Here is a 13,335-nt window from a genome sequence, read left to right on the forward strand (position 1 = left end):
TAAAATTAAGGGTTAATAATTGTTGAAATAATATTTATTCTCGAAAAGAGAGGTTGTTTTTTTTATTATTTGTAAATAAAATAAGCGCACTAAATTTTATTTTAGAGCACTTTTAAATGTTTTGCAATAAAAATTTATCTCTTTAGTGGAGCTTTTATTACATAGTTACCGGAACCAACCTCTAAAATAGTTTCCGTTTCATTTGTAGAAATTAATTTATGATTCGGGTGCTTTTTCAAACTTTTATCATTCACTATTATTTTTGATGATTTATCTGTAGGAATATAAACTTTTGCAGTTGTATTTGCGGGAATATTTAAAGTCATATAGAAATTTTTTCCTTGTATTTTCCAGTTTGAAGTTATTGTTCCGTTAATAGTTTTTGCACTTCCATTAATAAATTCCATTTCTTTTGTAATTGCTGGTTTTATAATGATGTTTCTATAACCGTTTGATTTTGTATCGATTCCGGCTGCATATTGAAACATCCATTCTGTAACAGAACCAAATGCATAATGACTAAAAGAATTCATAGCCGCATTCAAATCGGAATTTTTAGAGTTGTCTTTAGTAAAACTATTCCAACGTTCCCAAATAGAAGTACTTCCGTTTTCTATAGAATATCCCCAACTTGGGTATGCTGTTTGTTGAAATAATTTATAAGAAACTTCATGGAAACCATATTTAGAAAGTGCTAACATTACATGTTTTGTTCCTAAAAAACCTGTAGCAAATTTGTAACCATTTTCTTTAATTTTCTCAGCTAAACGTGTTGCGCCTTTGTTTGCCAATACTGAAGGATACAAATTAAAATACAATGCTAAAGCATACGTAGTCATGGAGTCTTCTGTAGTTTTACCGTTAGAGAGAATGTATTTTTTAGAAAAAACTTCTTTTATCTTTTTAAAATCTTCGGCATAATTTTTAGCATCTTCAGTTCTACCTATAGCACTTGCCATTTCAGACATTAGTTTAGTACCATAGGCATAATATGCAGATGCTATAAAATCGTCACTGGTGGTTTCATTTACGGCCAACCAATCTCCCCAGTTTTTTCCTGCTCCAGGTCTTAAATAATTAGTACTTGCCTTTTTTTGAAACTCCATGAATTTTTGCATTCCCGGATACATATACTTTACAATTCTTGTGTCGTTATATACTTGCATCATGGTATATGGAATTATAATTCCTGCCTCCATCCAAGCTGGAGAATATTGTCCTGGTCTCGAAAACGGGAAAGGAGCAAAATTCGGATACGCGCCATACCAACGTTGTGCATCATCTAAATCGATACAGAACTTTGTAAAAAAAGAAGCCACATCTGCATTATAAGTTGCAGAACGTGCAAAAACCTGTGCATCTCCTGTCCAACCTAAACGCTCATCACGTTGTGGGCAATCTGTAGGAATATCGACAAAATTGGCAGCTTGCGTTGTTTTTATATTTTGGAATAACGCATTATTCATTGGGTTTGATGAAACAAAAGTACTTGCATCTGTTTTTATGGAACTCAATTGTTTTCCTGTAATAGTTTCTAAGGTTGGTTTTTCTGTTAAACCAGTGACTTCTACAAACTGAAACCCGTGATAGGTAAAACGAGGCTCCCATATTTCAATACCATTTCCATTTAAAATATAGGTGTCTGTAGCCCTGGCTTTACGTAAGTTTTCTGTTAGTAAAGTTCCGTTACTTTTTAAAATTTCTCCGAAGCGAAGTGTAATTTTTGTGCCCGATTTTCCTTTGGTTTTTAATTGTGCAATTCCAGCAATATTTTTACCTAAATCAAAAATATACGTTCCTAGTTTTGGTTCTGTGATTTTAATTGGTTTTATGGTTTCTTGATTTTTAACGGCGGTTGTTGGCGAAGCCATTAATTTTCCATTTGGAATTGTATAGCGTTTTGGTTTGCTCCATTTACTGTCATCAAAACCAGCTTTATCCCAATTTTTGAGTTCTAATCGAGCATCATAGGTTTCGCCCATAATAATATCTGCTTCTAAAATTGGACCTTGATTCGATCTCCAAGTTTTATCGTTGGAAGCAATGAGTTCTGAAGTTCCATCTTCATATTCAATTTTAATTTGACCCATAAAAGAAGGGTTCACTCCATAAAATTCTCTTACTTTATCTAACCTAACTAAAAGTGCATAGCCAATATAACCTGAATACCAACCATCTGCAATAATAGCTCCAACTATGTTTTCTCCTTGAGAGAGTTGGTCTGTAATGTCAAAAGTTTGATAATATAAACGCTTGTTGTAATCCGTCCAACCGGGCAATAAATAATCATCTCCAACTTTATTTCCATTCAAGCGAAGTTCATACAAACCTAAAGCAGTTGTATATGCTGTTGCTCTTTTTATTTTTTTGTTAATCTTGAAAGAATGACGCAAATACCGAGCAGGAGGTAAGTATAATTCTGTGTATTTGTCTTTTTTATTATAGCCTGCATCATGACCAATATACTCTCCTTGCCAATCCAGAAAATCAAGATTTCCCATAGACCAAAATGCAGTTTCACTTGTTGATGAAACGCCGCTTTTATCCCAAACTTTTACTTTCCAAAAATATTTTTTCCCAGAAACTAATTCTTTTCCAGCATACACAATTTGATTGGTTTCGTTTGATGAAATTTTGCCACTATTCCAAACATCAGTATTATCATTTAATAAAGTTTCTGAAGATGCGACCCATATTTGATATGTAGATTGGTGCCTGTTAAAACCATCAGCAGTTAAAACCCAACTAAATCTTGGTTTTGTAACATCAATCCCTTCAGGATTTTCTAAATACTCGATTCTTAATTGATGAATTTTTAACGGGAAATTTTCATTAGAATTATTTCCAAAGATTGTAATAGTCATAAAAATAACTAAAAATAGCAGGTTTATTTTTTTATTAAATAGTTTGTTTATCATATTGAAATCAAATACTTGGCTTTATTTATTTTAAGATTAAAGAGAAAAACCCGATTTAAATATCGGGTTTTTTGCTCTCTTAAATTATATTTATTTATAAAATTATCTTTTTAGATACTCTTATTTTATCTGTGTCTGAATATAGTTTTACAAAATGCAATCCCTTAGATAAAGAATTTAAAGAGATTCTCTTATTTTCTATCTTACCAGACTTTACTTCCTGCCCTAATACATTTACTATTTTAAAAGTATTAAAATTAATGGCAGATTCAACTTTTAATGAAGTTGGAGTTGATTTAAATAATTTAAAATCAACGGTATTTTCAGTATAATTCTCAACACTTAAAACATTACCACCTTCAGCTGCACTATTCGTCATAATATTATTAATATCATCTACATCTAATACTTCAGAAGTAATTAAAAAATCATCTATTGTGGCATCTAGCAAACCAGTTGTAGTTGAGTTCTTTTGAACACCAAAAGATATTTGCGAGTTGTTTGTTTTATTAGAAACTTTAATATTATCTCCAATAGTATTGCTTACATCTTGTACACCATTTATATACATCTTAATAGTTTCAGCAGTTTTATCCATGACCAAAGCAACATGAATCCAAGTATCTGCAACAGGATTATCTGATGAATTTGACACTATTTCTCCAAAAGAAGTATTTACTTTTACCCCTATGGCAGCAGAAGGTGTAGCTAACTGAAATGGTCTTCCTGCTAAAGAGCCAGTGCCCCCATCTTCTTGATGTATTAATTTTGGGGTTCCATTACCCGAAGAAGTTAATGAATTAAAATTTACCCACATTAAAATACTAAAAGATTCTCCTGCGTCAAAGGTACTATTAGCAGTTATGTAAGGTTTATCATTAAATAAAGCAGCTTTACCAAATTTACCTGTTTCATAGGTATTTATCGCAATACCAGCTGTTTTTGGATTTAGAGTAACATTTTTTGACGAAGCGTCTGTAACGTTATCATCAAAAGGAAAATACATTAAATATTTACTGGTATCTGCTGTTTGAGCATTTAAAAATTGCATTCCTAATGCAAACGTAAAAAAGGTTATAAGTAATTTTTTCATCATATAAATTGTTTATTATTTAGAACAATACTATGAATACTAGAATTAGTTTCTATCCTGCACAAACCTGTTTCTATATAAATTATTCACTAAAAGTCTTGTTTTTATTCTCGCAGGATTGTTTTCTATATCTCTTGTTTCTTCTCTCCATTTATTTAAAGCAGTTCTTAATTCGATCTTTTTCTCTTGGAATTTAGGCTCTTTTGCAAGGTTTATTAATTGATAAGTGTCATTTTTCATATCATATAGTTCCTCTGCGGGTCTTCCATTTTCTAAAGTTCGTAACAAATCATATTGCATTGGGTGTGTTTCTTTTACTGCAATAGTTGCATCGTAACTTTTATTACTCCAGCCTTTATATGCTCTTAAATCTGCAGGTAATACATAAGATTTTTTAGGCATTAAATTTTTTATATAATAGAACCTTCCATCAAAAACCATACGGCTTGGATAATGTTCTCTTGGATCTGGCCCATGAGAGTTATGCTCTGCGAAAATGTATTTTCTACCTGCAACATTTTCTTCTTTTCCATTGAAAACAGCAAGCAAAGACTTTCCCTGTACAGTTTTTGGAATTGGTAAATTCAAGAACTTTAAAATAGTTGGCATCATATCTACGTGAGAAATTAATGCTTTAGAAATTTGCCCTTTTGTTACGTTTGGTCCTGTAACAGCATAAGGAACATGTAAACCCTCAGAATATGCAGAGGCTTTTGCTCTATGATATGGCTGCCCTTGGTCTGATGTGAAAATAATTAATGTGTTATCAAATTCTCCTTTTGCTTTTAAAGTTTCTATAATTGCACCTGCACAAGCGTCTGCCAATTGTACACAACCATAATATTTGCTCAAATCTTCTCGCATCATTGGGGTATCTGGCAAATAATCTGGCACCACAATTTTATTAGGATTTGGCATGTATTCAGGAAATTTATTCATATGAAGATCGAAATTTCTATGAGGAGGAGAAATATTCGCTTGAAAAAAGAAAGGTTTATCGCCAGATTCATCAATAAAATTGCTAATTACACTGCTATATTTTTCAGGATCATTGTGTACAGAATTTCTTGCTGTATATGGAAATTTCCAAGGCGGACTCATATGAAACTTCTGTGTTATCGCAGTAAAAAAACCATTTTCCTCTAAAATTTCTGGTAAGGTTTTTATATATTCATGAATGCCTACTTTGTCTACTCTCGGTGCTTGTCTTCCAAAGAATATATCTGGCTGATTTAACTCTGGGGTTATCGTATTTCGCCAATGACCATTTGCATGTGGAAACATTCCTGTATTTATAGAACTTCTGCTTGGTGAGCAAGAAGGTACCGAAGCGTATGCATTTGTAAAACGCATTCCTTCTTTTGAAAAAGCATCAAAATTGGGCGTCTCTATTCCTTTCATTCCGTCAATGGAAGTATCATAACCTTGATCGTCCATTAAAATTAAAACAACATTTAATGGTTTTTCAGCTGCTTTTTTATGAGTTATCTCTTTAGATGCTTTACAATTCAAAATTAGAGTTGTAAAAATCACTACCGTAAAAAATCGAATGCTCAAAGATTTCATAAATTACAAGTATACTTTATATTAAAATTTAAAGGTATTATAATTACTACAATAGGGCATCCTGTTCTTGCAGGTAGCTTTAGCAGGTTGGTACAGGATATAAATAGAAATATTTAGCACCATTTTTGATGAACTTATGGTATTGAGTAAATTAGCTATTAAAATGATTGAAATGAACGTCAAAATAAAACTTTTTTTAACCTTTATTTTATGTACTCAACTATTGAGTTCTCAAAATAAAAAACCAAATATTATTTTAATTGTTGCTGATGATTTAGGATATAGCGATGTAAGTTCTTTTGGCGGGGAAATTCCAACACCAAATATTGATAATTTAGCAGAAAATGGTGCGCGTTTTATTAAATTTTATGTTTCACCAATGTGTGTTACTAGTAGAGTTGCTATCCTTTCTGGAATTGAATTTATAGCTGCAGGAAAAGGAAGTTTCCCAAAAGGAGAAAGTATTGCAAAGTTAATGCGAGAAGAAGGCTACACCACAAATTTAGTTGGTAAAAATCATGGAATGGGAAATCTTAAAATTGGGAATAAAAAAACCGATTTTGGTTTCGATCATTTTTTTGGGTTTACTGGCGGACAAATAAATAGTTTTACAGGAAAAGGAAATGCAAAATGGCAAAATGATGGTAAAATTTTTCCAAATACAGATTTGCCAAAAGATTTTTACGCAACAAATAATTTTACAGATTACGCCATAAAATATATGGATGAGGCCATTAAAAAAGACAAACCTTTTTTTAGTATGGTTTCATACAATGCACCTCACAGTCCATTAGATGCTCCTGAAAAAAATGTGCGTAAATTTTATGATCCTAAAAAAGGAATTAATGTTTACAAAAAAGGTTGGATTGAACTTCGAAAAGAGCGCCTAGCCCGAATGAAAAAAATGGGAATTGTAGACAAAGATACACAACTTCCAAAATTGGGTGTAGAAATTCCAGATTGGGATTTATTACCCGAAAAATCAAGTAAATATTGGGAAATTCAAAAAGATTTTGAAGCCTTGTCTAGAAGTGCCTATGCAGGTATGGTAGATAATATGGATGAAAATATTGGTAGAATTACTGCTTTTCTAAAAGACCCAAATCAAGATGGAAATACAAACGACAGTCAGTTAGAAAATACCATTATTATTTTTATTTCAGACAACGGTGGTTGCTACGCTGGTTTGCATACAAATAGAAACGCATTGCCATGGAGTCCCCAAAATAGAGGCGCAGGTTTTACCACAAATTATGGTTGGGCAGCATTAAGCAACACCCCTTTTAGTTCTTACAAACACGGAAGTGGCGAGGGTGCAATCCGTTCTCCAATGATTGTACATTGGCCTGAAGGATTAAAATTGAAGAAAAATTCTATTAACAAACAAATGATTCGAATTTGGGATTTATTTCCTACTTTTTTAGAATTGGCAGGAGGGAAATATCCAAATGATAAAAAAGAATTGATGGGAAAAAGTATGTTGCCATTACTCAAAAATGAAAAATTTCAAGAAGAAAAATTCTTTGTTTCCGCGTTTTATCGTTCTAAAGGAATTATCAAAGGAGATTGGAAATTGGTTAGTTTTTTTGACAGTCCTTTTGAATTATACAATTTAAAAAATGATCCAACAGAAACAGAAAACGTTCATAAAAAACATCAAACTAAATACAAAGAGCTTCTAAATTCTTGGAATGACTATACTCAAAAACACGGTTTTAATAACGACAAATTATGGAACATGCCTACTGGTGACAAAAAGAGAGGTTTTGGTTATGACAGGGTTAAAAATATGATGGTAAAGGCGTCTCCAGAATTTATGGAAGACAATGTTTGTATCAATCAAAAACTAACCTTTACGTTTAATGGTAAAGTGACTTTTGCGAATACAAATGGTAGAAAAATACGCCTACAAAAATATGGAAGCCAAGAAATTTTATGGTCAAAAGATTTAGATATAAATAGTGATTTTGAAGGTGAAAAAGAAATCGTTTTTAAAGATTTTCCTACTTTAGAATCCAACACACATTATTATATAACTTGGGATGCAGGTTGGGTGAAAATTAAACAAAAAGGAAAAATGAAGCCCATACAACCTGTTAGAGAAAGTGCTTTTGCATACCGTTTTAGAACAAGTTCTAAATAGTTATGTAAACGAGAAACGTCCACAGGTTGCCACAGGATAGCAAAAAAGAAGTAAAAAAGTACATTTACAACTATTGATATATTTTAAAAATTCAATCATTACAACATTTAAAAAAATGAAAAAATCGTTTCCAATTTTATTGATTTTATTCTTTATGAAAGCAGCAGTATTTGCACAATTACCTCCAGTTTTTGATTCGAATGACGAAGACAGAGCAAGTCATTCAGAGATGGTGAGAACCTATTTAACCCCTAACAGAATTGTGTGGCAAACAGATACAACGGGTAAATTTATACAAAATGAACAAACCTTATTAAAAAAAGGAAATGGGCAAGTTGCTGTAAACGACAAAAATTTATTTAGATTGATAAGTACAGAAGACAACAAGCCAGGAATTTTGTTAGATTATGGAAAAGAAATTCACGGAGGTGTAAAAATTTCTATGGGAATTAGACCTTCTAAAACACCAATGAAATTAAGAATTCGTTTTGGAGAATCTGTTTCTGAAGCAATGTCTGATATTGGTGGAGAATACAACGCAACCAACGAACATTCTTTACGTGATTTTATAGTGGAAGTGCCTTGGTTGGGTTCTGTAGAAATAGGAGAAACAGGTTTTCGTTTTATTCGAATTGATGTTGTTGAAGGTGGAGAAAACGCACCCATTAAATCTATAGAAGCTACATTTGTTTATAGAGATTTAGATTATTTAGGTTCTTTTGAAAGTAATAATAAAAGATTGAATGATATTTGGATGACGGGTGCTTACACTGTGCATTTGAATATGCAAAATTATCTTTGGGACGGCATTAAAAGAGACCGTTTGGTTTGGGTTGGCGATATGCATCCAGAAGTAATGACAATTAATACCGTTTTTGGAAAAAATGATATAGTTCCAAAAAGTTTAGACTTGGCAAGAGATCAGCATCCTTTACCACAATGGATGAATACCATTAGTTCCTATTCTATGTGGTGGTTGTTAATTCATAAAAACTATTTCGATTATCACGGAGATTTAGCCTATTTAAAAGAGCAAGAAATGTATATGATTGCTTTATTAGATCAGTTAAGTACTTTTATTGATAAAGACAATAAGGAGATTTTAAATGGTGGACGATTTTTAGATTGGCCAACAAGTACAGATCCAAAAGCAGTACACGCAGGTTTGCAAGCAATGATGATTATGACGTTTGAAGCGGGTTCTGAAATGATGGAAACTTTTGGTAGAAAAGATTTATGTAAAAAGTATGAAAAAATTGCTAAAAGATTAAAAAAGCATACTCCAGAAGGCAACACTTCTAAACAAGCAGCTTCATTAATGGTGTTGGCAGATTTGGCAAAAGCGAAGAAAACAAATACAGAAATTTTAAGAAAAGATGGTGTTAAAAATATGTCTACTTTTTACGGATATTATATTTTGGAAGCAATGGCTAAAGCCGATGATTATCAAGGTGGGATTGATGTAATAAGTGAATATTGGGGAGGAATGTTAGATTTAGGTGCAACTACTTTCTGGGAAGATTTTAATATTGAAGAAGGAAAGATTAGTGGTAGAATAGATGAACTTCCTAAACAAAATGTTGCAGATATTCATACTGATTTTGGTGCATTTTGTTACGTTGGTTTACGCCATAGTTTAGCACATGGTTGGGCAAGTGGACCAACTGCTTGGTTGTCTCAATATGTATTAGGTGTAAATGTTGCTGATGGTGGAACCACGGTGATTGTTAAGCCTCATTTAGGAGATTTAGAATTTGTAAAAGGAACATTTCCAACAAAATTTGGAGTCTTAAAAATTAGCCATACAAAAAACGGAAACGGAAAAATAATCACAGAAATTGATGCTCCAAAAGGATTAAAAGTGAAGCAATAAATTTTTTCAATTCATTAAAAAAAATCATAATGAAATCACTAAAAAAATTATTATTCTTATTAATTTTAATAGTTTCTTTCAATGTTAAAGCTCAGAATTCAACTAAAACAACTCAACTACAAAATTACAATACAGATAATTGGATAGCAACAGATGCTTTGGGTAGAGAAACTGTAACTTTTGATGTTGCTGGGCCTGTAAAGCAAAATAAAAAGGTAGGCGTTTTCTATTACATCTGGCATGGGCATCACTCTAAAAAAGTATATGATATTACTAAAATTTTAAAAGACCCAAAAGGAAAAAGAAAATGGGGTCCAAAAGGAAAATTTCATTTTTGGGGAGAACCAGAACAAGGATATTACAGAGCTGAAGATCCTTGGGTTTTGCGTAGAGATTTACAAATGCTAACCAATGCAAAAGTAGATTTCATCTATTTAGATGTTACCAATCATTATATTTATCCAGAAACTGTGAAAGCATTGTTTGAAATGGGAAAAAAAATGCGATCTGAAGGAATTCCTACTCCAGATATTACATTTACTACAAACTCAAAAAGTGGCTTAACTGTTACCAAAATTTATAATGAATTTTACAGAAAAGGGTTGTACAAAGACCAATGGTTTATGTGGGATGGAAAACCAGTAATAATGGCAAATCCTAAAGACGAAAATCTAACAAAAGAAGCCAGAGAATTTTTTACAATAAAATACAGTTGGGCTTGGTCTAAAACAAGAGAAAACCCTAATCATTGGCAATGGGTAGATACAACTCCACAAGATTATGGCTGGAGCAAAAGTCCAGATATTCCAGAGCAAATTCCTGTTTCTGTTGCTGGACATCCAGTAGAATTAGGGCATGGTTTGTATGGCACAAGTAGATCAAATAATAAACAACCAGAAGTAAATGAATACTATGTAACTACAACAACTGGCGAAGGCGCACATTTTCAAGAGCAATGGGACAGAGCTTTAGAAGTTGACCCAGAAATGGTGATGGTTACACAATGGAATGAATGGTTGGCACAGCGCTTTATTTGGGATGGAAAATTAAAACATCCTGGATATGCAGGAAGATCTATAAAAATAGGCGACACCTATTTTGTGGATGCTTTTACTGAAGAATTCAATAGAGATATGGCTCCTATGAAAAATGGGCATACAGATAATTATTATTATCAATTAGTTTCTAATATGAGAAAATTTAAAGGGATGAATCCACCAGTTAAATTCTCGCAACCAAATTTAATTAAAATCGATGGTAACTTTGAGGATTGGTCAACTGTTCAGCCAGAATTTTATGATCCTACAGGAGATACCATGCACAGAGATTTTGCAGGCTATGATCCTGATACAAATTACAAAAACAAAACAGGTAGAAATGATATAATTTCATCAAAAGTTGGTTTAGATAAAAAAGATATTTTCTTCTATGTAGAAACACGTAAAAAAATAACAAATTATGAAGATGATAAATGGATGCTGCTTTTTATTGATATCGATAAAAATGCAAATACAGGTTGGGAAGGATATGATTATGTAGTAAATTATGAGGTAAAATCTTCAAAAAAATCTACCTTAAAAAAATGGAACGGAGCCTCTTGGGTTGATAAAGGAAAGGTTAATTACAAAATTAAAAAGAACAAATTAGAATTGTGTGTTGCTAAAACAGCTATTGATTTAGAAGGAACTGCTGATTTTTATTTTAAGTGGGCAGACAATCCTATAAAGTTAGAAAACATTACCTCCTTTTTCATGAATGGAGATACCGCTCCAGACAGACGTTTTAAATATCATTTTACAGAAAAATAACTAAATAAAATGATTAGAAAAGGGTTTAAAATGAAACTATATTCTGATAAAAAGGAGGAATATATTAGAAGACACAATCCAATTTGGGAAGAATTACAGGAAGTTTTAAAATCTCATGGAGTTTCTAATTATAGTCTTTTTTTAGATAACGAAACAAATGTTTTATTCGGGTACGCAGAATTAAAAGACGAACAAAAATGGCAAGAAATTGCAAACACAACAATCTGTAGAAAATGGTGGAGTTTTATGGCAGATTGTATGGAAACAAATCCAGATAATAGTCCAAAATCATCAAATTTAGAAGCAATTTTTCACATTAATTAAAATGAAATATCAACAATGAAAACAGCAAAATTAGCCATTATACTTTTAGTGAGTATCTGTATTTTTTCTTGCAAAAAAGAAGTTGCAAAGGTTGAAAAAGAAACATTAAAAAGACCAAACATTATCTTTTTAATGGATGATCAACATCGTTTTGACGCTTTAGGAATTTTAAATAAACAGGTAATTACGCCAACGTTAGATAATTTAGCTAAAAACGGAGTTTTATATAGTCAGGCTGTTTGCCAAGCGCCAATGTGTGTGCCCAGTAGAAATTCTATGATGTTGGGTTTGTATCCAAATCAAACCGGTGTTTACAGAAATAGCGATGGGTTAAAAGACGAAGAATTACCTGTAAAAACCATGGCAGAATATTTTAAAGAAGCGGGTTATGAAACTGCTGGTTTTGGAAAAACACATTGGGGAAAACACAAAACAAATACAAGAGGTTTTGAAACACGTTACACATCAGAAATTAAAGAAGAAGGTGGTTTTACAATGTTAGAAATGAATCCTGAAGCAAAGAAAAAATACGATGATGAAATTGCAGATATGGGTCCAGGAGAAGAAAATAATCTCGGGTATTTAGGTTTTACCAGCAAGTTAGAAGAGGAACAACATAGAGATGGTTGGATAACCAAACAAGTGTTGAATTACATCAACAAAAGAGAAGATGAAAGACCTCTTTTCTTGTATTTATCTTACATGAAACCGCATGCAGGTCATAATGTGCCAAAAGGGTATGAAGATTTGTACGACGCAGATATTATTAAATATGCGGAACAACCAAACTGGACAGCAGACAATTCTCCACATTCAGAAGGTGTAAATAGAAGAGATATGTACAGAGAATATTGGAGTAAAGCTTCTAAAGAAGATTGGCAATTAATGACCATGCGTTATTATGCAAATGTAACTTGGATTGATGATATGATGGGAAGAACCTTAGCAGCTTTAAAAGAAAAAGGATTGTTAGAAAATACTTTGATTGTTTACACCTCAGATCACGGAGAAATGTTAGGAGAACGTTATTACAAGTTTAATAAATACAACTTATATGATGCGAGTGTAAGAATTCCAATGATACTATCAGGAACGGCACTACCAAAAAAAATCCAGAGAAATTCGGTTGATAATTTATCAGCAGAAAATACAGATTTGTTACCAACTCTATTAGATTTTGCAGATATCAAACAAGACAACCGGTTGTTAGGTGAAAGTTTATTATCAACAAATAGAAATAAAGCGACATTTGCAGCTTTACACGAAAGAAAAGGAGAAGCTGCTTTTATGTGGAGAACAGCAAATTACAAATTAATTTTAGTCTTTAATAAAAAAGAAAACGCCATAAATTATACTGAAAAAGATATTATTACTGGTGAATTCTATAACTTAGAAGAAGATCCTAAAGAATGGACTAATTTGTATAATTCTAAAAATATTTTATCATTACAAAAAACATATCAAAAAGAACTAATTAATTTTCTAAATCAACAAGAAATGTTAGTGGAATAAATATTTTAATTCTTAATTTTTATCTCTCAGGTTAGGGCAGGATGCTTTTTTAAGTCATTTTTTTGAATTTTGTATACATTTGAAATTTTTTTCATCTG

8 protein-coding genes are annotated in these 13,335 nt (G+C 32.0%); 5 read left to right on the forward strand and 3 right to left on the reverse strand.

All coding sequences use genetic code 11. The annotated features are described in order from the left end of the window. Positions 1-134: 134 nt before the first annotated feature. The 3 genes from Q0998_RS02850 to Q0998_RS02860 all read right to left on the reverse strand — a co-directional run bounded on the left by Q0998_RS02850 (position 135) and on the right by Q0998_RS02860 (position 5,523). The gene (locus Q0998_RS02850; RefSeq protein WP_299665982.1) at positions 135-2,864 is read right to left on the reverse strand and encodes an alpha-L-rhamnosidase; all 2,730 of its coding nucleotides are present in this window, start codon (positions 2,862-2,864) and stop codon (positions 135-137) included. Positions 2,865-3,012: 148 nt separating this feature from the next. Then, positions 3,013-4,011, reverse strand: a complete 999-nt coding sequence (locus Q0998_RS02855) for a LamG-like jellyroll fold domain-containing protein (RefSeq protein ID WP_299665984.1) — start codon at positions 4,009-4,011, stop codon at positions 3,013-3,015. 45 nt (positions 4,012-4,056) lie between these two features. Next, a complete protein-coding gene (locus Q0998_RS02860; RefSeq protein WP_299665985.1) occupies positions 4,057-5,523 on the reverse strand; it encodes a sulfatase in 1,467 nt (488 codons plus the stop codon). Between the two features lie 226 nt (positions 5,524-5,749). On the opposite strand from Q0998_RS02860, the gene Q0998_RS02865 reads away from it, so the two are divergent. The 5 genes from Q0998_RS02865 to Q0998_RS02885 all read left to right on the forward strand — a co-directional run bounded on the left by Q0998_RS02865 (position 5,750) and on the right by Q0998_RS02885 (position 13,237). Further along, positions 5,750-7,720: a sulfatase-like hydrolase/transferase gene (locus Q0998_RS02865; protein ID WP_299665987.1), complete on the forward strand. Its 1,971-nt coding sequence runs from the start codon at positions 5,750-5,752 to the stop codon at positions 7,718-7,720. A 115-nt stretch (positions 7,721-7,835) separates the two neighbouring features. After that, on the forward strand, positions 7,836-9,593 hold the full coding sequence (locus tag Q0998_RS02870) for a hypothetical protein (RefSeq protein ID WP_299665989.1): 1,758 nt from the start codon (positions 7,836-7,838) through the stop codon (positions 9,591-9,593). 29 nt (positions 9,594-9,622) lie between these two features. After that, positions 9,623-11,401: a hypothetical protein gene (locus Q0998_RS02875; protein WP_299665991.1), complete on the forward strand. Its 1,779-nt coding sequence runs from the start codon at positions 9,623-9,625 to the stop codon at positions 11,399-11,401. A 9-nt stretch (positions 11,402-11,410) separates the two neighbouring features. Next, entirely contained in the window at positions 11,411-11,725 is a 315-nt protein-coding gene (gene rhaM / locus Q0998_RS02880; RefSeq protein WP_299665993.1) for an L-rhamnose mutarotase, read from the forward strand. A 15-nt stretch (positions 11,726-11,740) separates the two neighbouring features. Next, the gene (locus tag Q0998_RS02885) at positions 11,741-13,237 is read left to right on the forward strand and encodes a sulfatase-like hydrolase/transferase (RefSeq protein WP_299665995.1); all 1,497 of its coding nucleotides are present in this window, start codon (positions 11,741-11,743) and stop codon (positions 13,235-13,237) included. Positions 13,238-13,335: the final 98 nt, after the last annotated feature.

It is taken from the genome of uncultured Polaribacter sp., assembly GCF_947501385.1.
Classification (GTDB): Bacteria; Bacteroidota; Bacteroidia; order Flavobacteriales; family Flavobacteriaceae; genus Polaribacter.

Excerpts from the sequence above, each read along its gene's own strand:
- Q0998_RS02875 (WP_299665991.1), top strand. The coding sequence starts at position 9,623 with ATGAAATCACTAAAAAAATTATTATTCTTATTAATTTTAATAGTTTCT.
- rhaM (WP_299665993.1), top strand. The coding sequence starts at position 11,411 with ATGATTAGAAAAGGGTTTAAAATGAAACTATATTCTGATAAAAAGGAG.
- Q0998_RS02870 (WP_299665989.1), top strand. The coding sequence starts at position 7,836 with ATGAAAAAATCGTTTCCAATTTTATTGATTTTATTCTTTATGAAAGCA.
- Q0998_RS02865 (WP_299665987.1), top strand. The coding sequence starts at position 5,750 with ATGAACGTCAAAATAAAACTTTTTTTAACCTTTATTTTATGTACTCAA.
- Q0998_RS02850 (WP_299665982.1), bottom strand. The coding sequence starts at position 2,864 with ATGACTATTACAATCTTTGGAAATAATTCTAATGAAAATTTCCCGTTA.
- Q0998_RS02885 (WP_299665995.1), top strand. The coding sequence starts at position 11,741 with ATGAAAACAGCAAAATTAGCCATTATACTTTTAGTGAGTATCTGTATT.
- Q0998_RS02855 (WP_299665984.1), bottom strand. The coding sequence starts at position 4,011 with ATGAAAAAATTACTTATAACCTTTTTTACGTTTGCATTAGGAATGCAA.